The following is a 25,585-nucleotide window of genomic DNA, read 5'->3' on the forward strand; positions in this document are numbered from 1 at the left end:
CTGGAAGTTATCAACAATGGAGACTTTCAAAATTACTATCTTTACACTTATTAAATTTATGCTATGAATCATAAACCGGTAGAAGGTTTCTCTAAACTTACAAAGCAGGGGAAAATCGATTGGCTTGTCAGCGAATACCTTGAAGGAAACGAAGAATATCAAAATATATTAAAACAATACTGGAACGAAAATGCTGATCTTCAGAAACTTCATGAAGAGTTTTCTGAAAATACGATCTCCAATTTCTATATGCCGTATGGAATTGCCCCCAATTTCTTAATTGACGGGAAATTATTCGCTCTTCCAATGGCCGTTGAAGAAAGTTCAGTAGTGGCGGCTGCTTCAAAAGCTGCAAAATTCTGGATTGATAAAGGTGGTTTTAAAACAACCATTATTAACAATGAAAAATTAGGGCATACCCACTTTATCTTCAGTGTGGAATCTCATAAACTTCTGCATTTCTTTAATTTCAAATTAAAGAAAAAACTGTTTGAAGCTACAGAAGATATTACTGCCAACATGAGAAAACGAGGTGGTGGAATTCTGGATATCAAATTAATTGATAAAACCTCCGAAATGTCGGATTATTACCAGCTTAAAGCAAGCTTTGACACGGTAGATTCCATGGGTGCGAATTTTATCAATTCGTGTCTTGAGCAGTTCGGAAAAACAATGAAGCAGGAGATTGCAACGAGTGAAGATTTCACACAGGAAGAGAAAAACTCGCTTCAGATCGTGATGAATATTCTTTCCAACTTTACACCGGACTGTCTCGTAAGAGCTGAGGTTTCATGTAAGATTGATGATTTAAAGGATGACAGTGGAATTTCGAATGAAGAATTTGCAAGAAAATTCAAACAGGCCGTTACCATTGCTGAAATAGAGCCTTTCCGCGCAACCACACACAATAAGGGCGTGATGAATGGAGTGGATGCAGTAGTAATCGCTACAGGAAATGACTTCAGAGCAACAGAAGCCTGTGCTCATGCCTACGCCGCGAGAGACGGACAATACAGATCTCTTACGCACTGTACAACGGACAACGGAATTTTCAGATTCTGGATCGATCTTCCGATTTCTGTAGGAGTAGTGGGAGGTTTGACCAATCTTCACCCATTAGTAAAATTCTCCTTGGCATTGCTTGGAAAACCTTCTGCACAAGAGCTGATGAGTATTCTGGCTGTTTCCGGACTTGCTCAGAATTTTGGCGCTCTCCGTTCTTTAGTGACAACCGGTATCCAGAAAGGGCATATGAAGATGCACCTGTTGAATATTCTAAACCAAATGGGTGCTACAGAAGAGGAAAAACAGCATTTTGTGAACTATTTTAAAGACAAAACGGTAAGCCATCATGAGGTTATTCATGAATTTAACAGGTTAAGAGCTCAATAATGCTGCAGATTATTCTACCTATAGTATTTATCATCTTCGGAATCTTCCTGAAGAAAACGACGTCACCGGGCTTTAGAAATTCTAAAAAACTTTCTAATATCTTTATTATATTAGGAATTTCGACGTTGGTGGCAAAACTGATTTTAATCTACATTCATTCAAAATAATGAGAAAGAAAATAGTATTCTTCCTGTTGATTTCTGGTTTAAGTTTTTCTCAGCAGAAAAATGTAAAGATCAGTGATTTGCAGCCTAAATCTGAAGATACTGTTTTTCCGGTTGTTTCCTATCCCGGAAACCCTTTGGTTGAACATAAAATCAATACCTTTCTGCAGGTTGATGAACTGGAATATGTGCCGAATTCAGGCCCTGATCCTTTTAAAAAGGCTGCCACTGCGACCAATTCCTATACCAATTATCTCTATTTTTACAGTTGGGAAAAATTAGAAACCCCTAAAAATATTTTAAGTATTGGTATAGATGGCGAGGCTTCGGGAGCTTATCCGGAAGGTTTTTCCAAATGGATTAATTTTGATCTCAGAACAGGAAACTTTATCAATTGTCCCGATTTATTTCAGCCCAATGCTGTTAAAACGATTGAAAGCTTAATCAATCAGAGAATCAGGAAAAGAGTTGATGAATTTCTTAAAGAGTTGAAAGCCGATAAAAATCCTACAGAAGAAATTCAGGAGCAGATTGCAATGTATGAAGACTGTTTTTTAGAGCATACCCTGGAATACATTGAATTCTATTTTGGAAATGATCAATTGACTTTTGTTGCCGGAAGATGTTCCAATCATGCGATGAGGGCATTGGATGATCTGGGAAGTCACATCATTGAAATTTCTTATAAAGACCTAGAAAAATATTGGAGTCCTTACGCAAAAAATCTTCTGTCAGGTTCTGAAAAAACTGATACAACAAGTTTTCAGTATAAGCTGTTGAAAGGAAAAATTGATAAATACCCCATTACGGTTCTGATCAAACATCTTTACACGGATAATGGAGAAAATGCTTTTTCCGCCATGTATTGGTATGATAAAAATAAAAAACTGATAGAATGGAACGGAAAGATTCAGGGAGATCATATTTCCATCACGGAGAATGACCATTATGATGAAGAATTGGAAAAATGGATTCCGAGGGCTTTTATTGAAGCGAATAAAAATGGTAACAAGATTACCGGAACCTGGCAGGATTACAAAACAAAAAAATATTTAAATCTAGAATTAGAAGAATTATAAAAATGAAAACAATTACTTTAATTTTTGGTGCTGCGTATGGAATGCTGTCTGTTATTCTGGGCGCCTTCGGAGCACATGCTTTAAAAAAAATATTATCTGTAGAAAGACTTGAAAGCTTTGAAACAGGAGTGAGATACCAGATGTATGCTGCATTTTTCTTACTGATCATCGGATATATTTTAAAATTTGAAACTTCGTCTGAAAAATGGACTTCCATTTTGATGATTGTGGGAACCATGTTATTTTCTTTCAGTATTTATTTCCTTAGCCTGCAGGATTACCTGGGAGCAAATCTTAAATTTTTAGGACCTGTTACTCCGCTGGGAGGTCTTTTTATGATCCTGAGCTGGGGAATGCTTATTCTTTACTTTGCTAAAAACAGAATTTAAGAATGAAAATCAATAGAAGAAGACGGTTAATTAAAACATTGAATCTTCTGGATCAACCCATAAGATTCAATCCTTTTGTATTCAGCCGGACTTTTTTTATGTGGGCTTTCACAGGTCTTGTGGGAGGGGCTATTGCAGGAGGTTACTGGATCGTATTAGAACATTTTACTGAATTTCTAGCTGAGTTTCAAGGCTGGATGGTTATCCCTACCATGGCTGTCTGCGGTTTGCTGGCAGGACTTGTGATCCATTTCATCGGAGATCCCGGGGAAATCCATCTGATCGTTAATAATATCAGGTTTAATAAAGGAAAATTAGAGCCGAAAAATAATCCTTCCATGATTTTGTCATCCCTTTTTTGTGTGGCATCGGGTGGAAGTTTAGGTCCTGAAGCACCTTTGGTTCAGGTAACAGGTTCTACCGGAACCTGGCTTGGGAAAATTTTCAGGCTGAAAGGAGAGGAGCTGCGTTCTTTGAGTATTGCTGGAATGGCTTCAGGCTTTACCGCTTTATTCGGGGCTCCGCTTGGAGGAAGTTTATTTTCCCTTGAAATTCTGCATCACAAACATGCAGTGGAATATTATAAAGCTATTATTCCTGCTTTAGTGGCGAGCTGTTTCAGTTATGTGATGTTCGCTCTGATTATTCATTTAGGAATAGGGGCAACTTGGGATCTGAAAGCCTATCATTATTCAGGAGTATATGATTTTATCTATGCCTTTTTATTCGGGGTGGTGGCTACAGTTTTCGGATGGATCTTTATTTTCGGTGTAAAATTTTTCAAAAAAGTTTTTGAATACAGGTCGTTTCCGATTTATATAAAAACATTGGTTGGAGGAATTATTTTAGGGATTATTGCCTATAATTTTCCAATCACAAGATACTTCGGACATCATGAGATCAACGAACTGATCAACGGGAATTTTGCCCTGAATTTTTTGATCGTCATTCTGGTTTTTAAAATCATAGCCATTGCGGTTACCGTGACTTCAGGATGGAGAGGAGGTTTCATTATCCCGCTGTTTTTTGTAGGCACCACTTTAGGGCTGATTATTCATCAGCTGTTTCCTTCGGTTGACACTACTTTAGCCATTGTAAGCTGTATGGCGGCAATTAATGCCTGTGTAACAAGAACACCAATGAGCACCACGATTATTCTGGGAACCTTAACCGGCTTTACTTATTTCGTTCCGATACTTTTTGCCAGCCTGACAGGTTATTTTCTGGCTCCGAAAATCCCATTCATCGGTTCACAGTCTGAGAAATTGTCCGAAGAATAGAGCAAATTTGATAAACATGTTAAAAATCAAGTTCACTGCACTTTAATTTTTAAGTCAATAAACTTGAACTTCCATGTCTTTTTAGTAAATTTGTCAACCTTTAAATTTTAAAATAAAATAATAAAATAATATGAATCTTCACGAGTATCAATCAAAAGAGATTTTATCAAAGTATGGAGTAGCTATCCAACGCGGTTTCGTAGCGAATAATGTAGACGAAGCTGTAGCAGCTGCAGAAAAGCTTACTGCTGAAACCGGAGCTCAGGCTTGGGTAGTAAAAGCACAGATCCACGCAGGTGGACGTGGTAAAGGTGGTGGTGTTAAGTTCTCTCCAAACATGGATAAGCTTAAAGAAAATGCACAGAACATCATCGGAATGCAGTTGGTAACTCCACAAACTTCTGCTGAAGGTAAAAAAGTACACTCTGTTTTGGTTGCAGAAGACGTTTATTATCCTGGAGAATCTGAAACTAAAGAATTTTATGTTTCTATTCTTTTAGACAGAGCTGAAGGTAAAAATACGATTGTATATTCTACTGAAGGAGGGATGGATATTGAGCATGTTGCTGAAGTAACTCCTCATTTGATCCACAAGGAAATCATTGATCCTGCTTTAGGTCTTCAAGGATTCCAGGCCAGAAAAATCGCTTTCAATCTTGGTCTTGAAGGAAATGCTTTCAAAGAATTCACAAAATTCATTGCATCTCTTTACAATGCTTATACTGGAATTGATGCTTCTCTTTTTGAAATCAACCCTGTATTAAAAACTTCTGATAACAAAATTATCGCTGTTGACGCTAAAGTAACTTTGGATGACAACTCATTGTTCCGTCACAAAGACTTAGCAGAATTAAGAGATACAAGAGAAGAAGATCCAATGGACGTTGAAGCTGGTGAAGCTGGTCTTAACTTCGTGAAACTTGACGGTAACGTTGCTTGTATGGTAAACGGTGCTGGTCTTGCCATGGCAACAATGGATATCATCAAATTATCTGGCGGTAACCCGGCTAACTTCCTTGACGTAGGTGGTACTGCTGATGCTCAGAGAGTTCAGACAGCTTTCGGGATCATCCTGAGAGATCCTAACGTAAAAGCTATCCTTATCAACATCTTCGGTGGTATCGTAAGATGTGACAGAGTTGCTCAGGGAGTTGTAGATGCTTACAGAGCTATGGGAAGCCTTCCTGTTCCATTGATCGTAAGATTACAGGGAACTAACGCTGTAGAAGCTAAAAAATTAATTGATGATTCAGGTCTTCCTGTACATTCAGCAATTACTTTAGAAGAAGCTGCCAACAAAGTAAAAGAAGTTTTAGCGTAAGCTGAACTTTTAAATAAATTGAGAAACCGTTCCATTTTTGGAGCGGTTTTCTTTTTTACCACAAAAGTCACAGAAGTTTTTCATGTTAAACACTTTAGATCACTTTAGCTTAAAAGTTTTACCATCCTGAAAACAATAAGTACACTTAAGTTTAAAATAACTTAAGTGTCAAAGAACTTTTGTGACTTTTGTGGTTGAATTTAATTTTTTGTAGCCCGATAACATCAGAGATGTATCTTTAAATCAAAGTATCAGAAATAATTTGAAGCATAAAAAAACCGCTTAAAAAAAGCGGCTGATATTTTATTTGTCCTGATTTTCGGCAGGAAGAGATTCTCCATTCGTAATGCTGATACTTGTAGGAGTTACCAGCTGGATATTGTCTGCATCCAGACGCTGCTTGATTTTCAGATAGGCTTCACTTTTTACCTGAACTATGTTGGCTCCTACTTTCATCCAGAATTTAGCCTGGAGATTAAAATTGCCCTGTTTTAAGTCGGTAAAGATCACTTCCGAAGTATCCAGCCTGTCTACACCATCCAGGCTTTTAATGACATCCAGCATCCCCTTCTGAGCTTTGCTGATATCTTCATCCGCAGGGATCTCGAAGTTTAAAATAATTCTGCGCTGCGGCGATGCTGTAATATTGTAAAAAGGCGCATTGAAAATTACCTGATTGGGGATGTAAGCTTTCTTTCCGTCATCGGTAATGATTTTTGTTGTTAAAAAACCAATTTCCTGAACTGTCCCGGAATGTGCTCCTATCGTTATATAATCTCCTATTTTAAATGCCTTATCAATTCCAATGAGCATTCCAGAAAAAATACTGGATACCAGATCTTTCAAAGCAACCCCGGCAATCACCCCGGCTACTCCTAAACTTCCGATAAACTTCCAAAGGAAACCACTGAAGCCCATGATTTCGAGCGCAATAAAGGTTCCCATCAGCATGATCAGAAATCTGAATATGCTTATTAAAGTAACCAGAGAACTTTCTTTCTGGCTTTTAGGGAAAAATTTGTGAAATAATTTTACGGCACCTAAGCTTAAGTATTTACTGGTAACAAGAAAAAAAGAAAATACTAAGATTCCGACAATAAGTTTCGGTGTAAGCTCGGCAAACCTCATATACCAGCTCTCCAAAACCCTGTAAATAACATCTACGTAGCTGTAACCATTGTTCTGCATGAAAAAAATTTATTAAAGATAGAAAAAATTCAACAAAAATTTTGCCAGTTTCAAAAAGTCTACTAAATTTGTAGACTAACAAAGCAAAATATTATGTCACTTAAATTAGGAGATACAGCACCGGACTTTCAAGCCGAAACATCTTTAGGCGATATTAGATTTCATGAATTCTTAGGGAATTCTTGGGGAATTTTATTCTCACATCCTGCAGATTATACTCCGGTATGCACTACAGAGTTGGGATACACCTCAAAGCTGAAATCTGAATTTGATAAAAGAGGAACAAAAGTGATTGCTTTAAGTGTAGATGGAGTAGAGGATCATCAAAGCTGGATTAAAGATATTAATGAAACCCAGAATACGGATGTACAGTTTCCTATTATTGCGGATAAAGACCGGAAAATTTCGGAACTCTATGATTTTATCCACCCGAATGCTTCTGCTACAGCTACCGTACGTTCTTTGCTGATCATTGATCCCAATAAAAAAGTAAGGTTAATCATTACTTACCCGGCTTCTACAGGAAGGAATTTTAATGAGATCTTAAGAGTTCTGGATTCTCTTCAGCTGGTTGACTCGCATAAAGTAGCTACTCCTGTCAATTGGGAAAATGGTGACGATGTGATTGTACCGCCTGCTATTTCTACAGAAGATGCCAGAAAGATATTCCCAAAAGGAGTGACAGAAATAAAGCCGTATCTGAGATATACGCCTCAACCTAATACATGATTTATTTGATTTTTTATAGTTTAGTTTTAATTTGTACGAAAATCGCCCCGAAATATTTCGGGGCGATTTCATTTTTTTATTCAAGTGAATATAAAGTGATTATTTTAAATCATTAGCTACTTCTTTAGCTTTTGAAGTCGGTAAATAAATACTGAATCCTAAGTTGAATGTAATATTTGAGTTTAATCCTTCGCTACCAAATCCTGCTCTGCCTTTGTATTTTACTAAACCTTCAATACCGATGTTAGGAGTAATAAAATAAGAATAACCAGGACCTGCACCAAAATCTAAACCAGTTGTAGAATCTGCATTTTCAACTGATCTACCTCCGATACCTACATTACCTTCAAGGAACCATCTTCCATGGTGTAGCAAATTATCAACACCCTTTTCTCCCGGAGATAGGTAGTAACGACCCAAACCACCTACACCATAAGTGAATTCAGTAGGGCTGCCATTGGTAACTTTATTGATCCCTAAATCTACATATCCACCCACAGCTACATTATCTTTAATGAAGTAAGCACCTTTTGGCTGTAAACCAATATTGTATCCTCCACCAGTATTTAAACCAAAATTACTTGATATTAAGCTGCTTCCTACCAGCCAGTTACCTTGTTGAATTTGAGCGTTAGCTGTTGCAGTCAAACCTGTTGCTGCCAATATTCCTGCAAAAATTAGTTTTTTCATAATTTATTATTTTAATAATTAAATGTTACCATTTGTAGATTAAAGAAAAAACAAGAAATGTGCCAAGCTTCTTAATTTTAGATAAAAACTCAGAATAAATGTTAATTTTCAGGTAATCGAAATGTGAATTATTTGGTCTTTTTTTTGATGATTTTGTAATTTAAATACACAAAAGAATCACCGAAATAATAAGGCCTGCAATAGTGAATTTTATTCCGCGTTTGAAAGCTTTTGTTTTGGGATTAAACATCCAGAAACTGGAAACCACAAAAAAGAATAAAGAGATCCCGAAAAATGTGTTCAGGGGTGATAAGGTCTCTTTTGACTGGGATTTATGAAGTTTCACCATTTTGTCCAGTACAAAAGGAAGTTCTTTTTTAGAGTATTTTGCCTTTCCGGTAGATGCATCATAAGTGCCCTGTTTAAAATAGATAACAGTACCTTCCGTTTTTTCTGCTTCAAGACCTTTGATTTTCAGTTCTTTTCCAAGCTCTTTCTCTGTAAGATTGACAGCGACTGTTTTATCATATTTTTTCTCTTTTTTTAGAAAATCGGTGTCCCTGTAAACAAGCAAAATTCCGCTCAATGCATAAATGGCCATTATTCCTGCAAGAAAATACCCCAGATAACGGTGTGTAACTCTCATAAAACTTCTTGTGTCCTTGATCTTATCCATATTGTATGTCTTTTTTTATATTTAAAAATGGAAATTGCAAAAATGCAATTTCCACTTTGAATGATGAAATTATATAATATTTAATTCTAAAGCTTGTAGGTAAGCGTAAAATAATAGTTTCTTGGCGTAATAGGATTTACAGAATAATTTTCATGTACATTGTAATTCACTACATCGAACAGGTTACCCACTTTCCCCTGGATAGAGAATTTCTTCCATTCATAGCCTACAGATACAGATACGGTAGTGTAATCCTTTAATTCAAATACTCTGCTTACTCCATTTCTCGCAGCTAAACTATTGCTTCCGGTCTTTGTATCATTCCATCCGGCAAGACGATCACCAATATAGTAAGCCCCAGCGCCTATTTTTAATCCTTTAGCAAAACGTGTGAATTTATAAAATACCGAGGCATTGGCTGTGGTGGCCGGAGTTCTTACCAGTCTCTGCTCTTCTACATATCCAAATTGTTCAGGAGTATCAAGATAAACTGAATTATTATATGAGAAACCACCTATAATGGATAAATTTTCATTTGGGTTTCCTGTAATATCCAATTCCACACCGCGGCTCCTCATTTTTCCGGCAAAATCTTTTAAAAGTCCGTTAGGGTCTATCTGTAATCCTTTATCATCTAAAGCAACCTGATAATAATTTTTGTATAAAATCTGGTAAACAGTAAGGTTAATAGCCAAGGCATTATTCCACAGGTTTTTCTTTGCTCCTACTTCATACTGATCAATATAAGTAGGCTTAAGAGCTTGATCTTGTCTATCTAAACCAACATTATTGGAGAATGAGTTGGTATAGGTTGCGAATACTGATAAATTATCATTTGGCATATATACTATACCTGCTTTTGGCGATATAGCCATATCGGAAGAACTTGAGAACGGAACATAAGGGGTAGTATTGTCCTTGAAGTTTTCTTTTCTTGTACTTTTGTTTTCTACATAAGACCATCTTAAGCCTGCAAGTACCTTAAATTGCTTTGAAATACTGATGAAATCCTGAGCATATACTCCTATTCTCTGTGTAGGAATTCTTGAACGTTCAAATTTTGCTACATGTTCCGAAGTAGGCATACTACCACCTGCCCATGTAGACGGATCGTCCAAATAAACTGAGCCGTTAGGGTTTCCGTTTGTACCGAACAAATAAGCCGTTCCATATAATGCCTTTTTAGGATCTGCGATAGTGGGATCATAATAGGTGTAAGAATCGGCAATGCCATAATCAGCATCTGCTCCTATTAAAACTTTATGATTAATTTTTCCGGTGTTGAATTCCCCATTGATATTAGCCTGGAACGATGTGTAATTTTGTTCGTTGTAAGTTCTGTTTAAAGGTCTTTTCCATGCTAATCGATTACCGGTTGTATATTCCCATTGTATCCTTTCTGTGGAAAAATAATCCTTAGTGTAATTTTGATAAGAAGCAGTTGCATTCAATGACCATCTTTCGCTGAACTGATGATTGAACGTGATGTTAGTTGATAGTTGTTCTACATTTTGATACTGCCAGTCTGTTCCCAGGAATGCATTTCTGGACAGCAGATTATTCATAGAGTAGCTTTTGTCAGCATTGGTAATAGAACCAATCCCAAAATCGGGAGTAAAATTATTTTTAAGATAATCCGCTTCTACAATCAATTGTGATTTCGGACTCAAATTGAATAAAAATGAAGGATTGAAATAGTATTTCTCAGACTGTACAACATCTCTGAAACTTTCAGCATATTCATAGGCACCATTGACTCTGAATGCAATATTTTTAGATAAAGGTCCATAAATATCAACTGTTGGCTTATAAGAATTCCAGCTTCCACCATTCAGTCCTACACTTCCGCCAAAATTAAATTTAGGCTTCTTAGTGATCATATTAATGATTCCTCCTGCAGCTGTATTTCCGTACAGCATGGCATTGGCTCCTTTCAGTACTTCAACTCTTTCCAGACCACTTACTTCAGGAAAAACACCACTGTTAACCCTTGTACCGTTTTTAAAAATATTATCATTCCCCAAAATAAAACCACGTCCCCCAAAACTGTCCTGAGAATTTCCTCTGGATGAAGTAATGTACATACCGTTTACATTCTGAAGAACATCGCTCAGCTGCTTGGATTGTTGTTGCTCAATAATTTCATGAGTTACAATGGAGATAGCCTGAGGGTTTTCCATTACCGTAAGGGTAGACTTAGTGGATAAAGTCCTTGCCTGGTTTGGATTTCCTGTCTTATGAAGATTAATGTCTTCAATGGTTTGGGTTCTGATGGTATCGGCTTCAATATTTTTCAATTGAGCACTTAAAGATAAGGCTGCCAATAAAAATCCTATAGATGCAAGTTGTTTATTCATTTTATTTTTATGTAGACTAGTTTTAAATAGCGGCAAAAATAAGGTTTTTTGAAATATTAATTTAGAATTGATAAAAATAATAAAATGATTTAAATCATACTTTATGAATGCTGTAAAAGAACCGATTGCTTCTATGCCTTCTTAAACTGGGGATTATTGAATATATTTGTTGAAAATTATATAGTATGCAATTGATAAAAGCAGGACTTTGTGCCTTTGGAATGAGCGGAAAAATATTTCATGCTCCATTTTTGAAAGAACATCCCGGATTTTTTATGGCTGCCGTAGTAGAGAGAAGTAAAGAAGAGTCAAAAGAAAAATATCCCGAAGCAACCATTTACCGTTCGGTAGAAGAAATGCTTCAGAATGCAGATATTGAACTTGTGATTATCAATACACCTGTACAGACCCATTATGAATATGCAAAGATGGCACTTGAAGCAGGAAAAAATATAATTGTTGAAAAACCCTTCACCGTTAGTGTTTCAGAAGCAGAAGAGCTTGTGAATCTGGCGGAAGAAAAAGGACTGTTTCTGAGTGTTTATCAAAACAGAAGATTCGACCGAGATTTTCTGCAGGTTCATAAAATATTGAATGACGGCAAATTAGGAGATATTAAAGAAACCGAAATCCGTTTCGACAGGTTCCGTACTACACCCAGCGGAAAACAGCATAAAGAAGATCCACAGCAGTCGGGTTCAGGTTCCCTGCATGATCTTGGTGCCCATCTTGTAGATCAGGCCATCCAATATTTTGGATGTCCTGAAAAGCTTTTTGCTGATGTGTTTTCAATGAAAGGACAGGAATATGCCAATGATTATTTTGAAATTCTGCTTTATTACAAAAACAATTTAAGAGTAAGGCTGAAATCATCTGTATTTACCAAAGAAGCTCATTATGCCTACGCTATTCACGGAGAAAAAGGTAGTTTCCTGCAGGAAAGAACCGATAATCAGGAAAATGAACTGGTTGCAGGAGCCATACCGGTTTATGGCAAAGAATGGACAGAGCCTTTAAAAGGGACGGACGGGATTTTAAATTTCGTAAATGAAAGCTCAGAAACCGAAAGAATGCTGACCGCCAGCGAACCCGGGAACTATATGGATTATTATCAGCAGATTTATGAATATATCGTTTTCGGATATGCATTACCATCTCAGGGAAGAGAAGTTGTACAGAATATGAAAATCATAGATGCATCCCTGGAAAGTTCAAAAGAAGGGAAAATAGTATACCTGTAGGGTGGAGGAGTTTGAGAGTGGGAGTGTTTGAGTGTAAAAGTATTTGATATTTAGAATTTCCTTAACACTCAAACACTCCCACTCTCAAACACTCTTACTTATTATATTTCCTGAAGTTCCAGCCATCTCATCTCATAGTTTTCCAGCTTTTCAGAAATAGTTTCTAATTCGGCGGAAAGTTGAGAGACTTTTTCATAGTCTGTTTCATTATTTAGCTGATCCATGATCTTAGCACGTTGCTGTTCAAGCTCAGGCATTTCTTTTTCTATCGTTTCCAGTTCCCTTTGCTCCTTAAAAGACATTTTTCTTTTTTGAGAAGCAGGTTGCTGAATCTCTGGTACGGCAACAATTTCTTTTACAGGTTCCGGTTTGGATACTGTATTTTTTTCCAGTGCATCCTCGCGGCTTTTAGCTTCCCTGTATTCTGAAAAGTTTCCGATAAAATCTCTGATCTTTCCTTCTCCTTCAAAAGCTAAAATATGATCAACAATTCTGTCCATGAAATACCTGTCGTGAGATACAATAATTAAGCTGCCTTGAAAATTCAACAGGAAATTTTCCAGCACGGTTAAAGTCGGAAGATCCAGATCGTTGGTAGGTTCATCAAATATCAGAAAGTTAGGATTCTGATACAGGATATACATTAAATGCAGTCTCCTTTTTTCCCCTCCTGAAAGTTTCGAAATTGGCGAATATTGTGTCTGGTCATCAAATAAGAATAATCTCAAAAACTGTGATGCAGAGATTGTTCTTCCGTTGGCTAAAGGAAAATTTTCAGAAATTTCCTTGATAAAATCAATAACTCTTTCATCTTCTTTATACTTCAGCCCTTTTTGTGAAAAATATCCGAATTTGATTGTTTCACCCGTTTCAATTTCCCCGGAATCTTTAGGTTCAAGCCCCTGGATAATATTCAGTAATGTAGATTTTCCGGCTCCGTTTTTTCCTACAATTCCTACTTTTTCACCCCGTTGAAACTGATAGCTGAAATCTTTTAATAATAATTTCTCGCCATAACTTTTAGAAATATTTCTGAGTTCAAGAATCTTGTTTCCGAGCCTTTTCATTTCAAAATCAAGTTCCAGAGATTCTTTTCTGGTGTCGGTTTTAGCTATTTTTTCAGTTTCGTAAAAATCATCCTGTCTGGATTTCGATTTTGTAGTTCTTGCTTTGGGCTGTCTTCGCATCCATTCCAGTTCTTTTCTGTAAAGATTGTTGGCCTTGTCGATGGTTGCATTCATATTATCCTCACGAATCATCTTGTTTTCAAGATAGGTTGCATAAGAACCATTATGGAAATACAGATTTTTATCCTCCATTTCCCAGATGATGCCACAAACTGCATCCAGGAAATATCTGTCGTGGGTTACCAGTATTAAGGTAATTTTCGCTTTACTTAAATAACTTTCGAGCCATTCTACCATTTCCACATCAAGGTGATTGGTTGGCTCATCCATGATCAGAAGGGTATGACGGTGTTCCGCTCTTGTTTCAGTCAATAGTTTTGCTAAAGCAACACGTTTGATCTGTCCACCGGAAAGGGTTCCCATTTTTGCTTCCAGATCAGTGATTTTCAGCTGGGAGAGAATTTGTTTCATATCATTCTCCAGATCCCATGCTTTATGAATTTCCATTTCAGCCAAAGCTTTTTCAATGAAATCATAATCTGTGGAGAGCAGAGATTGATGATAATTCTTCAGAGCCTGAATAGGCGCAGAATCAAGCGTCATCATAAACTCATCAATCGTTAGATCAGAATCAAATTCAATCTCTTGGTCAAATAAAACCACCTGGATATCTTTATTAATATTTACAGTCCCGCTGTCTGCAATTTCATTCCCCATTAATATTTTAAGAAGGGTAGATTTTCCGCTTCCGTTTTTGGCGACAATGGCTATTTTGTCCCCTTCATTCACATGAAAAGAAATATTTTCGAACAAAACTTTGACGCCATAAGATTTAGTAAGATTTTCTACAGAAACGTAATTCATTGGAATTTAATGGGTTTGATTTAAAAATTCAATTGAGCCGCAAAAATACGAAAATGTACACACTTAAAACTTACTAATGCCATTATATAAGAATCTTTAAAACGTAAATCATTTTTTTCATAATTAGTATGGGATTGGAATGTAATATTAGATTTTTATTGAATTTATTCTATTTGCTTTTTAATTTATAGTTAAAATGAATTATAATTTACGTAAAGTTTATTTTATATTGTATTTTAATGTAGATTTGATATACTTATTAAAATGCAATATTATGATGGAAATTAACTTATTGGCTATTGCTGTAGCCGCATTGGTTCCACTTATTATGGGATTTATCTGGTATCATCCAAAAATGTTCGGAACTGTCTGGATGCAGGAATCGGGGCTGACAGAAGAGAAAATGAAAGGATCAAACATGGGATTTATTTTTGTTTTTTCATTTATCCTGTCTTTTCTGATCGCTTTTTTTCTGCAAATGATTACAATACATCAACTTGGAGCCTTAGGCATGGTTGGTGGAGATGAAATGAATGCAAAACCTTCATTTTTTGCCTTCATGAAGGATTACGGAATGGCCTATCGTTCTTTTGGTCACGGTGCTTTGCATTGTTTTATAGCAGGAGTATTTTTGATATTTCCCATTACTGCAATTAATGCAATGTTTGAAAGGAAATCCTGGAAATATACTTTCATTAATACTGCATACTGGACCATAACGATCACCATTATGGGCGGAATTGTCTGTGGCTGGTATTTGCCGGATGGCTTTAATTGGGTTACACAAAAATAAAATTCTAACGATCCAAATGATAAGGCTACATTTGTGGCCTTTTTTATGTCATATAATTTAAAAATATACAATAGCGTTTCGGATTTACCTTCACAGTGGAATTCTGTGATCGGAAACCGGAATATTATGCTTTCCAAAGAATATTTCAATATTTTGGAATCTTCCGGGCCTGCCAATATGGAATGCTATTATGCCGGTTTCTTTTATAATGATGATTTGATTGGCGGTGCTTTATTCCAGTATTTAAATTTCCAGAATCATGTGACCTTTCAGAAAAATGAAGTCTGGTGCAATATCAGGAATTTCTTTGCCCGAAAATTCAGTAAAGATGTAATGATCTTGGGAAACAATATGCTGACAGGCCAGAATGGATTTTATTTTGATGCTGCCAAAATTACTTTTGAACAGGTAGTTCCACTTTTGGATAGGGCGGTTCAGAAGATGCAGAAAGACATCAGAAAAACGTCTTTGATCATTTATAAAGATTATCAGTTCAATTTTGTCAACTATTTCCAGAGTAAAAACCATCAGCCCTATTTCCGATTTTCAGTTCAGCCTAATATGATATTGAAGATAAACGAAAGCTGGACTGTGTATGAGGATTATTTGAATGATTTTTCTAAAAAATACAGGACCAGAGCCCGTTCTGCCCGAAAGAAATTTGAAAATATAGAAAAGCATGAAATGAATTTGGATGAGATACAAAAGCATCAGGATGAAATGAATATTCTCTATCAAAATGTAGCTGAAAATGCTCCGTTCAATACTTTTTTTCTTGCTGAACATCATTTTGAATGCATGAAGAAAAATATCAATGAAAATTTTAAAGTATTTGGATATTTTTTAAACCAAAAGCTGATTGGATTCTATACTTTAATCCTCAATAATCAAGATATTGACACCTATTTTTTAGGCTATGATAAAGAAATTCAAAAAGAAAGGCAACTGTATCTCAACATGCTTTTAGATATGGTAGAATTCGCAATTAGCAATAAGTCTAAAAGAATAATTTTCGGGAGAACAGCTTTGGAAATAAAATCAACCATTGGTGCGGAACCTATTGAAATTTTCGGATTGATAAAGCATAATAATTCTTTGGTCAATTTATTTATGAAAAGAATTTTCATAGGATTAAATCCTAAAAAAGAATGGATTCAAAGAAAGCCTTTCGTTGAATAGGCTGTGATGAGATAAATTTGTCTTAAATTTTTATTTTGTATAGATGATATTTTTTATTTTTTTTGATATGTTGTAAGTTTAAGCTTTCATAAAATTACATATTAAAATAATGAAAAAAGTAATCGTAGACATGGACGGGGTAATGGCAGATGTGTACCATCAGCTGGTGCAGTTTGAAAAAAGAGACTCAGGAAGAGAAATTGAAATCAATGATCTGGCAGGAATGCCTGAAACTGAAGCGTTTCCCAATGGGAAAAAACACGTTAATGAAGTTGGCTTTTTCAGAACGCTTCCTGTCATGGAAGGAAGCCGTGCAGCTTTGGAATACATTAATAACAAATATGAGCTCTACATTGTTTCTGCTGGGATGGAGTTTCCTAACAGCTTAAGAGAAAAATTTGATTGGTTGGCAGAACATTTTCCGTTTATCAGCTGGGAACAAATTGTTTTGTGTGGAAGCAAAAAGGTGGTACACGGTGATGTAATGATCGATGATTATCCTAAAAATCTGGACCATTTTGCCGGAGAAAAACTAATTTTCACCCAACCTCACAACGAGCTGATAGAAAATGAAAATTACAAAAGAGTGCATTCATGGGAAGAGATCATGAATATTCTGTAAAAAGAAAAGTTTATGCATTTTTTAGAATTCCTATCACAGACTGGTGATTTTTTTAAATAAGTTTAACTAAATACAAACCAAATTTAATAAGTCATTGTGAGTATTCAAGGGAGAAAATAAAGAATTTTGCATCAAACTTATACTATGAAAAAACTCAATGCTTTATTCTTACTTTTAGCAGTCTATTTTTTTAATGCACAGGTGATTTCGGGAACTGTAATTTCCGGAAATGAAAAACAGCCGATTCCTTACGTAAAAATTGGGGTAGAAAAAGAGAACGCCGGTACTGTTTCCGATGAGAAAGGAAATTTTGCTATTAACCTTTCGGGATTTGATCCATCAAGAAAACTAAAAATAGAGGTTCCCGGCTATGAGCCTTATTCTGAAACTGTACAGAATTTCAGAAAATACGATGGTCAGCAGATATTTTTAAAAGAAAAAGTTAAAAATATAAAGGAAGTCAATATTAAAGTTAAAAAGCTGGTTGATAAAAACTGGGGCGTCAATACGAAAACAAAAAGTGTTCTGTATTCCGTGAACCCTAAGTTCAAAAAAGAAGATTTTCTTGGTGAAACTGCTTTGGAATTTAACGCCAGCAGAAGATCCAAGATCAAAAATATCAACCTGAATATCGCCAGCTATATTTCAGACAAGCCCGTGCTGATGAGATACAGTCTTTATACCGAAAAAAATGGTTTTCCCGACCAAAATATCCTGGATGAAGAAATCACAGTAGAACTTACGGAAGATATGATTAAAGACGGAACTTATACACTGGATGTGAATGATCATAATATCTGGGTGCAGGGAAAATTCTTTATCGGAATTCAGTTTTTAAAAGAATTTGACGGAAAGGTTAATATCAGTGCTGCATTGTTCAGAACGGGATTTATTAGAAAATTTTATGGTGACTGGCAGAAAATAACCCTGGCAGCCCCAGCCATTAATATCGATGTAAAAGTGGATAAAAGCGCAAAGAATATCAAAGATGAAACGGCTGCTTTTGGAGATGACCTCGAAGGGCTGATCCCAGATGTTTCCCAATATAGTATGGAATCTAAAAACTCTGTGTATGGGAAAAACGCATCTTCGGGCAACTATCTTCAATTAAAAGGTACAAAGCTTTATTACGAAACTTATGGTGAAGGAGAACCGCTTTTTCTTCTTCATGGGAATTCAGGAAGTATCCAGGATTTTTATCAGCAGATTCCGGTTCTTTCCCAACAGTTTAAAGTAATTGCTGTAGATACCAGAGGGCAGGGTAAAAGTATTGATACTTCCGAAAGAGATTTTACCTATACCCAATTTGCAGAAGATATAAAAATGCTTGCAGACAAGCTGGAATTGCATAAAATTAATATTGCCGGATGGAGCGACGGTGGAGTCACAGGATTAGAGTTTGCTTTAAAATATCCGGAAAATCTTAACAAATTGATTACCATTGGGGCCAATGCTTTTCCTGAAGGTGTCGACGAAAGACTTATTTCTCATATGAAAAATCAGCTTCTGGTGCTGAATGTAGAGAATAAATCTGGAAAATTCAACGAACGCAGACTGGTAGAAATTATGCTGAATGAGCCTCATATCAGTAAAAAAGATCTGGCAAAAATACAAAGTCCGGTTCTGGTGATTGCAGGTGATAAAGATGTGATCAAACAGGATCATACTGAAATGATAGCCAAACAGATCCCACATGCTGAACTTAAAATCTATAAAAATGCAACCCACATGATTCCTTTCGAAAATGCTGATGAGCTAAATGCAGATATTTCAAGATTTCTGGGGGAATAATTTTAGGTTGGAAGAGGGAGGCTGGAAGATATTGCTGATAATTGGCCTTCTTCGGTTATTTCTTAAACTTATAAATTAATTTAAAAATTGATTAAACCCGGGAGAAATAATTCTTTCGGGTTTCTTCCTTCCCTGTCAATCCAGCGTAAGTCTTTTTAACGACCAGGTGCTTCCATTATAGATATCAAGATCTACTTTGGTGTTAATGCCATGAACAATACCATTTTCCGTAAACTGCCAGAAATCCCAATGATCATTGGGAGTGGGAGAGGGTACATCATTGTAATTCGCCAGCCAGAGCGGATAATCGTCAAATTCTCCTTTCAGGAAGTCTTTATAGTAATGATAATAGGTATAGATGATCGGTTTTTCCCCATACGTTTCCTCTATGATTTTGCACCATACCTTTAAATCTTCTATCAGTTTTTTATTTGTTTTTCTTTTCGGGATCTTTTCAATATCTAAAATAGGGGGAAGGTCACCGCTTTCCAGTTTTACATTCGCTAAAAAATTATTAGCCTGGATCACAGGATCCTCATCAGCCCTGTAAAAATGGTAGGCTCCACGAATCAGATTATGCTTTTGGGCTTTTACCCAGAACTCATCAAAGTGTTTGTCGGCATTTCGGTTTCCCATTGTGGCACGCATGACTACAAATTCCAGTGGAATTGTTTTATTTCCAATGCTCAGACTGTCCCATTTGATATCTTCCCTGTTCTGATAATGAGAAACATCAAAACCATATGTTTTATCGAGATTAGCGGTAAGGATTTTCTGTATCCTTGCTGCTTCCACTTCACTGTTGTGTAGTTTTTTATGTCTGAATTTATTGAAGTACAGTGCATAATAATAGCTAACCGACTGTTTCAGGTAAAATCCTGTTCCTATTAAAGCAAGAATTAAAACAGCTAATATTACTTTTCTCCGGAAAAAATAATTCTTCCGACGATTCTCATGTACTTTTTTGGCCGTCTTTTTGGTGTACTTTTTAGGTGTCATAAAGTTTTGCAAAACTAACTTTTTTCACTACTAAATGCTAAATAAAATCAGTAAATTTGTGTATTATGGAAACACGCGAAAAGATCATCATCATAGGAGGGGGCTTTGCGGGGCTGCAGCTTGCTAAAACATTGAATAACAGAAATAAAAAAGTAATTGTTCTGGACCGGGTGAATCATCATATGTTTCAGCCGCTTTTTTATCAGGTTGCATGCGGGAGGATAGAACCATCCAATATTTCTTTCCCTTTCCGGAAGATTTTTCAGCAATCCAGGAATACACAGTTTCGCCTTACCGAAGTTAAAGAGATTGATCCTGCCAACAATAAAGTGATCACGGATGAAGCAGAGTTTACCTATGATAAACTGGTCATCGCTACAGGGTGCAAAACCAATTTCTTTGGAAACAAAGACATGGAATCGAGGGCTTTCGGAATGAAAAATACCCAGGAAGCAATAAGCATCAGGAATCATGTATTGATGACCTTTGAAAAGCTTATTCTTGAAAAAAGCAGAAGCGATGACGGCAATTGGAATATTGTTATTGTCGGAAGCGGACCTACCGGTGTAGAGCTGGCAGGAGCTTTTGCCGAGATGAAAAAAGAAATTCTTCCCAGAGATTATCCATACATGAATTTTGATCAGCTTAAGATCATTTTGGTAAGCTCCACAGAAAAACCGCTTGCTGTAATGAGCAGTGAAGCACAGGAAAAATCTGAAAAATACCTTAAGGATCTTGGTGTTACATTTCTAAGCGGAGAAGTTGTTACGGATTACGACGGTAATAAGGTATACACAAAGAGCGGAAAAGATATTCCGTCCAATAATGTAATCTGGGCAGCAGGTGTTACAGGAAATGTGGTGGGTGGATTTCCGGAAGAAAAATTAGTGAAAAACAGATATATAGTAGATCGGTTTAATAAAATAAAAGGTTACGACAATATTTACGCAGTTGGGGATATTGCCTATATGGAAACACCAAAATATCCGAAGGGGCATCCTCAGGTTGCAAACGTGGCCATTAATCAAGCAAAAAATTTAGGTAAAAATTTCCTGAAGAAGAATACCAATGACTGGGTAGAGTATGAATATAAAGATCAGGGCTCTCTGGCAACCATTGGAAAACACAGGGCTGTGGTAGATCTTCCGTTTATGAAGTTCCAGGGGTTTCTGGCCTGGTATTTCTGGATGTTCCTTCACCTCATGCTGATCCTGAGCGTAAGAAATAAGCTTGCGGTCTTTTTCAACTGGATGTGGAGCTACTTTAACAAAGATTCTTCTTTAAGATTAATTATTTCACCTAATAAGAAAAACGATACATTACAATGAGAATTGATATAATAAGCGTGCTTCCCGAATTAATGGAAAGTCCGTTTCAGACTTCTATTTTAAGAAGGGCAATGGATAAAGGTTTAGTAGAAGTTCATTTCCATCACCTGAGGGACTGGGCGATCAATAAGCACAGACAGATTGACGATGAACCCTATGGAGGCGGAGCAGGAATGGTAATGATGATAGAACCGCTGGATAAATGTATTTCTGATCTTAAATCCCAGAGAGAATATGACGAAGTAATTTATCTTACGCCGGATGGTATCACCTTAAACCAGAAAATTGCCAATACCCTTTCCATAAAAAATAATCTGATCTTCCTTTGCGGTCATTATAAAGGTATCGATCAGAGAGTTCGTGACCTTCACATTACCAAAGAAATTTCAATTGGCGACTATGTACTTACAGGGGGTGAGCTGGCAGCATGTGTTCTTGCGGACTCCATTATAAGATTGGTTCCCGGAGTATTGAATGATGAGCAGAGTGCTCTTACAGACAGTTTTCAGGATGATCTTCTGTCGCCGCCTATTTATACAAGACCTGAAGTTTATAAAGGACTGGAGGTGCCAAAGGTATTACTAAGCGGAAACTTTGCTCAGATAGAAGAATGGCGTCATGAAGAAGCTGTAAGGATCACACAAGAAAAACGTCCTGATTTGCTCTAAAAAAAATAACACAAAACTGTAAAAAAAACAATTTTTTTTCACGTTTCTGAAATTTTGATGATAAAATAGAATAAGAATTAATGTAAAGTGGAAATAAGTGAAAATTATCCATCATATCTTATAAAGACTAAAAATTTTTTCGTGTTAATCGGATAACTATATATTATTTTAGTTTTATTTTTTGTGTTGATAAATTTAAATGCTTAATAATTTGACTTTATAAAAGCATTTTTATTGATATTTTTTGTTAAATATTTTATATTGCTTACATAATATTAAGATGAAAATATTATAAATAAATTAATGAAATTTGAAAAAAAATAATAAATTTACAACGAAAAAGAAATTGATAATTTTAAGATAGCAAATTTTGCAGATGGAGATGTTCTCTTTTTATAATGTTGAAAATTTATTTTTACCTGACCCGAAGCCTCTTCACCGATTAGATCCTACAAAATCAGGCTTGAAAGGTTGGGATGAAAGAAGATATAGGAATAAGCTTTTTAAAATTTCACACGTTTTTCAATTAATGAAGGAGGAAAATGGTGATCTCCCATTTTTAATTGGACTTTCTGAAGTTTCCGGAAGGAAAGTTTTAGAAGACCTGGTGGAAATGGAACCTTTTAATTCAGAATATGGAATTGTACATTACAATTCTATGGATGAGAGAAAGGTAGATGTAGCCATGTTATATCATAAAGCCAAAGTAGAGATCATAGACTCAGAAACTATTACCTTCTTCTTTGAAATTATAAACAGAAAAAACACAGAGAATTACGACACAACCAGAGATGTACTTTTTTCTAAAATTAGATATAAAGAAACTGTTATTAATGTTTTTATCGCCCACCTTCCCTCTAAGCGAGAAAAAGATATTAATAAGCCCAAAAGAGACTTTATTCTTAATGAGATCCATAACCGGATTCTGAAAATTGTAGATAGCGAAAAAGAACATGTAATATTGTGTGGTGATTTTAACGAAAACCCTGATGATGAAAATTTAGTAAAAATTCTCTACAACAATAAGCACGAGAAGGTCCTGGTAAACCCTTTTCAAGAATTGTTTAATACAAGAAATTATTCTACTTTTCATTATAAGTCTGGACTGTTGTATGATCAGATCATCATGTCAAAATCCCTTTTTGAAAATGATGCTTTGAATTTTCAGAGTGCCCATATTTTTAATTCTGAAAAAATAAGCAGCCAGGTGAAAAATTTTGAAGGACGTCCCTTCCGAACCTATGCCGGTACCCGGTATTTGGGCGGATACAGCGACCACTTTCCGGTTTTTGTAAAGTTTGAAGAAACAAAAACATAAATAATAAGTAGAAAATGAAAAATTCAAGTAACACAAGTTATCATTTAGACTCGATTGACAAAGAAATCATTTACATGCTGATGGATAATGCTAAAACGTCCTTAGCCCACATTTCAAAAAATGTTGGAATTTCCACAACAGCAGTACATCAGAGAATTAAAAAACTCGAGCATGCGGGAGTTATTGAAAACTCCATTTCATTCCTTAATCCTAAAAAAATCGGATATAAAGTAATTTCGTATATCGGAATGTTTCTGGACCAGCCCAGCCACTATCCGGAGGTTGTAAAATCTCTGCAAGAAGTGAATGAGGTAGTGGAAGCCCATTATACAACGGGAAATTACACCATATTCTTAAAGGTTCTTTGTAAAGACAATGACCATCTTATGCAGATCCTGAACAAACTTCAGAAGCTGAAAGGAGTGACAAGAACAGAAACTTTCATATCTTTGGAACAAGGTATTTACAGACAACTGAAAGTATAAAGATTATGAAGATTGCCCAATATTTGGATTCAACCTATTTGAAAACACCCGAACAGTCAGGAATTTCAAACGAAGAAACATTACAGATAGATAAAAAGCTTGCGCAAGAGGCCATAGACCATGGTATTTTTGCCGTAATGATCCGTCCGGATTATGTAGCCGATATCAAAAAGTATATTCAGGAAAGACATTCAAATGTTGCAGTGGGCACCGTAATAGGTTTTCATGAAGGAACTTATACTGTGGACGAGAAACTTGCTGAAGCGTCAAAAGCAATTGAAGACGGAGCAGATGAACTCGATTTTGTTGTTAATTATAATGCTTATCTCAAAGGAGATCTTGCCCTGGTAAAAGACGAGTTTGTAAAATGTACAAAACTTGCTCTGCAGAATCAGAAGATCGCAAAATGGATCATTGAAATTGCGGCATTAACGGATGCACAGATTGCGGATATTACTAAAAATATTTCAGATTGGTCGGTAGAAAACTTCTCCGAAAATGATCTGCCGAACATTTTTGTAAAATCTTCTACAGGTTTTTACCAAACAGAAGACGGAAAACCGAACGGAGCAACGTTTGAAGGCATAAAAATCATGCTGGATAACGCAGGAAAGCTTCCTGTAAAAGCAGCCGGAGGAGTAAGAACCCCCGAAGATGCCGAGAAAATGATCAGCATGGGAGTGAAAAGAATAGGAACCTCTTCAGCTTTGAATTTAATAAAAAACGAATCTTCATCAGGAGGATATTAAGACAAAAAAAACCATCAATCTGATGGTTTTTTTATTTTATACCTGTGCCGGGTATTCTTCGTAGAACTGCTGCGTCTCTTTAATCAAAGCATCCATTTCTTCCAAAGTAAATACCTCAAGGAATTTTTTTCTGAATTCTTTGAAATGAGGAACGCCACGGAAATAATTGCTGTAATGCTGTCTCATTTCAATAAGACCCAATTTTTCACCTTTCCATTCCGCGCTCCATTCTGCGTGCTGGCGGACAGCAAGTAAGCGGTCTGCAATAACGGGTTCCGGAAGATGCTCTCCTGTTTTGAAAAAATGTTTAATCTCATTAAAAATCCAAGGATACCCAATTGCTGCACGACCGATCATAATCCCGTCGCATGCATATTTTTGCTTGTATTCCAGGGCTTTTTCCGGAGAATCAATATCTCCGTTTCCGAAAATAGGAATCTCAATATTTGGATTTTGTTTTATTCTGGAAATATGTTCCCAGTCCGCTTCGCCCTTATACATCTGTGCACGCGTTCTGGCATGTATCGTTAAAGCTTTGATACCGGTTTCCTGTAAACGTTCTGCCACTTCATCTATATTAATACTGGTGCTGTCCCATCCCAGACGGGTTTTAACCGTTACCGGCAGATGAGTAGAACTTACAACAGCTTTGGTAAGGCGTACCATAAGGTCAATATCCTTAAGAACTCCCGCTCCTGCTCCTTTACAAACTACTTTCTTTACAGGGCATCCGAAATTAATATCCACGAGATCCGGGTTTACCGTCTCTACAATCCTTGCAGACATCGCCATCGCCTCTTCGTCTCCACCAAAGATCTGAATACCAACCGGTCTTTCATAATCGAAAATATCCAGCTTCTTACGGCTCTTCATTGCATCACGAATCAAGCCTTCAGAAGAAATGAATTCTGAATACATCAGATCTGCCCCGTGCATCTTGCACAGGCGTCTGAACGGAGGATCACTTACATCTTCCATCGGAGCCAGCAAAAGCGGAAATTCCGGCAGTTCTATATTGCCTATTTTTACCATGCGGCAAATTTACGAAATTATAAACATTTGAAAATATGATAATATCTATGACTGTAAATGATGGATATCTATTTGAAAAAAATTGATGTGAATAGTGAGTTTTTGCTTCACAAGTGAATGGTAA

23 protein-coding genes are annotated in these 25,585 nt (G+C 36.2%); 16 read left to right on the forward strand and 7 right to left on the reverse strand.

The annotated features are described in order from the left end of the window. The first annotated feature begins 63 nt into the window (after nt 1–63). The 5 genes from ACTJIV_RS15425 (at nt 64) to sucC (ending at nt 5,625) form a co-directional block, all read left to right on the forward strand. Nucleotides 64–1,392, forward strand: coding sequence for a hydroxymethylglutaryl-CoA reductase, degradative (locus tag ACTJIV_RS15425; protein ID WP_440628490.1), 1,329 nt, complete (start codon nt 64–66; stop codon nt 1,390–1,392). Nucleotides 1,393–1,558: 166 nt separating this feature from the next. Next, a complete protein-coding gene (locus ACTJIV_RS15430) occupies nt 1,559–2,635 on the forward strand; it encodes a hypothetical protein (protein ID WP_440628492.1) in 1,077 nt (358 codons plus the stop codon). A 2-nt stretch (nt 2,636–2,637) separates the two neighbouring features. Beyond that, nucleotides 2,638–3,024 carry a DUF423 domain-containing protein gene (locus ACTJIV_RS15435; protein ID WP_111955169.1) on the forward strand — a complete coding sequence of 129 codons (387 nt, stop codon included), beginning with the start codon at nt 2,638–2,640 and terminating at the stop codon, nt 3,022–3,024. A 2-nt stretch (nt 3,025–3,026) separates the two neighbouring features. After that, nucleotides 3,027–4,304 carry a chloride channel protein gene (locus ACTJIV_RS15440; protein ID WP_440628494.1) on the forward strand — a complete coding sequence of 426 codons (1,278 nt, stop codon included), beginning with the start codon at nt 3,027–3,029 and terminating at the stop codon, nt 4,302–4,304. Nucleotides 4,305–4,434: 130 nt separating this feature from the next. Further along, nucleotides 4,435–5,625, forward strand: coding sequence for an ADP-forming succinate--CoA ligase subunit beta (sucC, locus tag ACTJIV_RS15445; RefSeq protein WP_111955165.1), 1,191 nt, complete (start codon nt 4,435–4,437; stop codon nt 5,623–5,625). A 303-nt stretch (nt 5,626–5,928) separates the two neighbouring features. Here the strand turns inward: sucC and ACTJIV_RS15450 are convergent, their stop codons facing one another. Beyond that, the gene (locus ACTJIV_RS15450; protein ID WP_223560235.1) at nt 5,929–6,813 is read right to left on the reverse strand and encodes a mechanosensitive ion channel family protein; all 885 of its coding nucleotides are present in this window, start codon (nt 6,811–6,813) and stop codon (nt 5,929–5,931) included. Nucleotides 6,814–6,906: 93 nt separating this feature from the next. On the opposite strand from ACTJIV_RS15450, the gene ACTJIV_RS15455 reads away from it, so the two are divergent. Next, nucleotides 6,907–7,542: a peroxiredoxin gene (locus tag ACTJIV_RS15455; protein WP_440628497.1), complete on the forward strand. Its 636-nt coding sequence runs from the start codon at nt 6,907–6,909 to the stop codon at nt 7,540–7,542. Between the two features lie 99 nt (nt 7,543–7,641). On the opposite strand, the gene ACTJIV_RS15460 is transcribed toward ACTJIV_RS15455, so the two are convergent. The 3 genes from ACTJIV_RS15460 to ACTJIV_RS15470 form a co-directional block, all read right to left on the reverse strand. Further along, nucleotides 7,642–8,232, reverse strand: coding sequence for a hypothetical protein (locus ACTJIV_RS15460; RefSeq protein ID WP_111955161.1), 591 nt, complete (start codon nt 8,230–8,232; stop codon nt 7,642–7,644). A 160-nt stretch (nt 8,233–8,392) separates the two neighbouring features. Next, nucleotides 8,393–8,908 (reverse strand): hypothetical protein, encoded by a 516-nt coding sequence (locus ACTJIV_RS15465; protein ID WP_111955159.1) that lies wholly within the window; start codon nt 8,906–8,908, stop codon nt 8,393–8,395. 86 nt (nt 8,909–8,994) lie between these two features. Further along, entirely contained in the window at nt 8,995–11,265 is a 2,271-nt protein-coding gene (locus tag ACTJIV_RS15470) for a TonB-dependent siderophore receptor (RefSeq protein WP_440628500.1), read from the reverse strand. Nucleotides 11,266–11,450: 185 nt separating this feature from the next. On the opposite strand from ACTJIV_RS15470, the gene ACTJIV_RS15475 reads away from it, so the two are divergent. Beyond that, on the forward strand, nt 11,451–12,506 hold the full coding sequence (locus ACTJIV_RS15475) for a Gfo/Idh/MocA family oxidoreductase (protein WP_440628502.1): 1,056 nt from the start codon (nt 11,451–11,453) through the stop codon (nt 12,504–12,506). 101 nt (nt 12,507–12,607) lie between these two features. Here the strand turns inward: ACTJIV_RS15475 and ACTJIV_RS15480 are convergent, their stop codons facing one another. After that, complete coding sequence (locus tag ACTJIV_RS15480) at nt 12,608–14,497, reverse strand: ABC-F family ATP-binding cassette domain-containing protein (RefSeq protein ID WP_336378972.1); 1,890 nt, start codon at nt 14,495–14,497, stop codon at nt 12,608–12,610. Nucleotides 14,498–14,771: 274 nt separating this feature from the next. On the opposite strand from ACTJIV_RS15480, the gene ACTJIV_RS15485 reads away from it, so the two are divergent. The 4 genes from ACTJIV_RS15485 (at nt 14,772) to ACTJIV_RS15500 (ending at nt 18,882) form a co-directional block, all read left to right on the forward strand. Then, a complete protein-coding gene (locus tag ACTJIV_RS15485) occupies nt 14,772–15,290 on the forward strand; it encodes a DUF1761 domain-containing protein (protein ID WP_307724885.1) in 519 nt (172 codons plus the stop codon). A gap of 45 nt (nt 15,291–15,335) precedes the next feature. Next, entirely contained in the window at nt 15,336–16,469 is a 1,134-nt protein-coding gene (locus ACTJIV_RS15490; RefSeq protein ID WP_440628505.1) for an 8-amino-7-oxononanoate synthase, read from the forward strand. Between the two features lie 109 nt (nt 16,470–16,578). Then, nucleotides 16,579–17,091 (forward strand): 5' nucleotidase, NT5C type, encoded by a 513-nt coding sequence (locus ACTJIV_RS15495; protein ID WP_111955149.1) that lies wholly within the window; start codon nt 16,579–16,581, stop codon nt 17,089–17,091. A 144-nt stretch (nt 17,092–17,235) separates the two neighbouring features. Further along, on the forward strand, nt 17,236–18,882 hold the full coding sequence (locus ACTJIV_RS15500; RefSeq protein WP_440628507.1) for an alpha/beta fold hydrolase: 1,647 nt from the start codon (nt 17,236–17,238) through the stop codon (nt 18,880–18,882). A 135-nt stretch (nt 18,883–19,017) separates the two neighbouring features. Here the strand turns inward: ACTJIV_RS15500 and ACTJIV_RS15505 are convergent, their stop codons facing one another. Beyond that, nucleotides 19,018–19,881, reverse strand: a complete 864-nt coding sequence (locus ACTJIV_RS15505; protein ID WP_111955145.1) for a glycoside hydrolase family 25 protein — start codon at nt 19,879–19,881, stop codon at nt 19,018–19,020. Between the two features lie 65 nt (nt 19,882–19,946). On the opposite strand from ACTJIV_RS15505, the gene ACTJIV_RS15510 reads away from it, so the two are divergent. The 5 genes from ACTJIV_RS15510 to deoC all read left to right on the forward strand — a co-directional run bounded on the left by ACTJIV_RS15510 (nt 19,947) and on the right by deoC (nt 24,429). Beyond that, entirely contained in the window at nt 19,947–21,209 is a 1,263-nt protein-coding gene (locus tag ACTJIV_RS15510) for an NAD(P)/FAD-dependent oxidoreductase (protein ID WP_111955143.1), read from the forward strand. Then, on the forward strand, nt 21,206–21,877 hold the full coding sequence (trmD, locus tag ACTJIV_RS15515) for a tRNA (guanosine(37)-N1)-methyltransferase TrmD (protein WP_111955141.1): 672 nt from the start codon (nt 21,206–21,208) through the stop codon (nt 21,875–21,877). Before ACTJIV_RS15510 ends, trmD begins: the two co-directional genes overlap by 4 nt. A 376-nt stretch (nt 21,878–22,253) precedes the next feature. After that, on the forward strand, nt 22,254–23,195 hold the full coding sequence (locus ACTJIV_RS15520; protein ID WP_440628510.1) for an endonuclease/exonuclease/phosphatase family protein: 942 nt from the start codon (nt 22,254–22,256) through the stop codon (nt 23,193–23,195). 14 nt (nt 23,196–23,209) lie between these two features. After that, the gene (locus ACTJIV_RS15525; protein WP_111955137.1) at nt 23,210–23,680 is read left to right on the forward strand and encodes an Lrp/AsnC ligand binding domain-containing protein; all 471 of its coding nucleotides are present in this window, start codon (nt 23,210–23,212) and stop codon (nt 23,678–23,680) included. A gap of 2 nt (nt 23,681–23,682) precedes the next feature. Next, nucleotides 23,683–24,429 (forward strand): deoxyribose-phosphate aldolase, encoded by a 747-nt coding sequence (gene deoC / locus ACTJIV_RS15530; protein ID WP_407934759.1) that lies wholly within the window; start codon nt 23,683–23,685, stop codon nt 24,427–24,429. A 36-nt stretch (nt 24,430–24,465) separates the two neighbouring features. On the opposite strand, the gene dusB is transcribed toward deoC, so the two are convergent. Then, the gene (gene dusB, locus ACTJIV_RS15535; protein ID WP_111955133.1) at nt 24,466–25,461 is read right to left on the reverse strand and encodes a tRNA dihydrouridine synthase DusB; all 996 of its coding nucleotides are present in this window, start codon (nt 25,459–25,461) and stop codon (nt 24,466–24,468) included. Between the last annotated feature and the right edge of the window lie 124 nt (nt 25,462–25,585).

It is taken from the genome of Chryseobacterium sp. 22532 (genome assembly GCF_052044665.1).
Classification (GTDB): domain Bacteria; phylum Bacteroidota; class Bacteroidia; order Flavobacteriales; family Weeksellaceae; genus Chryseobacterium; species Chryseobacterium lathyri.

Coding starts and splice junctions, on each gene's coding strand:
- ACTJIV_RS15425 (WP_440628490.1), top strand. CDS start 64: ATGAATCATAAACCGGTAGAAGGTTTCTCTAAACTTACAAAGCAGGGG.
- ACTJIV_RS15430 (WP_440628492.1), top strand. CDS start 1,559: ATGAGAAAGAAAATAGTATTCTTCCTGTTGATTTCTGGTTTAAGTTTT.
- ACTJIV_RS15435 (WP_111955169.1), top strand. CDS start 2,638: ATGAAAACAATTACTTTAATTTTTGGTGCTGCGTATGGAATGCTGTCT.
- ACTJIV_RS15440 (WP_440628494.1), top strand. CDS start 3,027: ATGAAAATCAATAGAAGAAGACGGTTAATTAAAACATTGAATCTTCTG.
- sucC (WP_111955165.1), top strand. CDS start 4,435: ATGAATCTTCACGAGTATCAATCAAAAGAGATTTTATCAAAGTATGGA.
- ACTJIV_RS15450 (WP_223560235.1), bottom strand. CDS start 6,813: ATGCAGAACAATGGTTACAGCTACGTAGATGTTATTTACAGGGTTTTG.
- ACTJIV_RS15455 (WP_440628497.1), top strand. CDS start 6,907: ATGTCACTTAAATTAGGAGATACAGCACCGGACTTTCAAGCCGAAACA.
- ACTJIV_RS15460 (WP_111955161.1), bottom strand. CDS start 8,232: ATGAAAAAACTAATTTTTGCAGGAATATTGGCAGCAACAGGTTTGACT.
- ACTJIV_RS15465 (WP_111955159.1), bottom strand. CDS start 8,908: ATGGATAAGATCAAGGACACAAGAAGTTTTATGAGAGTTACACACCGT.
- ACTJIV_RS15470 (WP_440628500.1), bottom strand. CDS start 11,265: ATGAATAAACAACTTGCATCTATAGGATTTTTATTGGCAGCCTTATCT.
- ACTJIV_RS15475 (WP_440628502.1), top strand. CDS start 11,451: ATGCAATTGATAAAAGCAGGACTTTGTGCCTTTGGAATGAGCGGAAAA.
- ACTJIV_RS15480 (WP_336378972.1), bottom strand. CDS start 14,497: ATGAATTACGTTTCTGTAGAAAATCTTACTAAATCTTATGGCGTCAAA.
- ACTJIV_RS15485 (WP_307724885.1), top strand. CDS start 14,772: ATGATGGAAATTAACTTATTGGCTATTGCTGTAGCCGCATTGGTTCCA.
- ACTJIV_RS15490 (WP_440628505.1), top strand. CDS start 15,336: ATGTCATATAATTTAAAAATATACAATAGCGTTTCGGATTTACCTTCA.
- ACTJIV_RS15495 (WP_111955149.1), top strand. CDS start 16,579: ATGAAAAAAGTAATCGTAGACATGGACGGGGTAATGGCAGATGTGTAC.
- ACTJIV_RS15500 (WP_440628507.1), top strand. CDS start 17,236: ATGAAAAAACTCAATGCTTTATTCTTACTTTTAGCAGTCTATTTTTTT.
- ACTJIV_RS15505 (WP_111955145.1), bottom strand. CDS start 19,881: ATGACACCTAAAAAGTACACCAAAAAGACGGCCAAAAAAGTACATGAG.
- ACTJIV_RS15510 (WP_111955143.1), top strand. CDS start 19,947: ATGGAAACACGCGAAAAGATCATCATCATAGGAGGGGGCTTTGCGGGG.
- trmD (WP_111955141.1), top strand. CDS start 21,206: ATGAGAATTGATATAATAAGCGTGCTTCCCGAATTAATGGAAAGTCCG.
- ACTJIV_RS15520 (WP_440628510.1), top strand. CDS start 22,254: ATGGAGATGTTCTCTTTTTATAATGTTGAAAATTTATTTTTACCTGAC.
- ACTJIV_RS15525 (WP_111955137.1), top strand. CDS start 23,210: ATGAAAAATTCAAGTAACACAAGTTATCATTTAGACTCGATTGACAAA.
- dusB (WP_111955133.1), bottom strand. CDS start 25,461: ATGGTAAAAATAGGCAATATAGAACTGCCGGAATTTCCGCTTTTGCTG.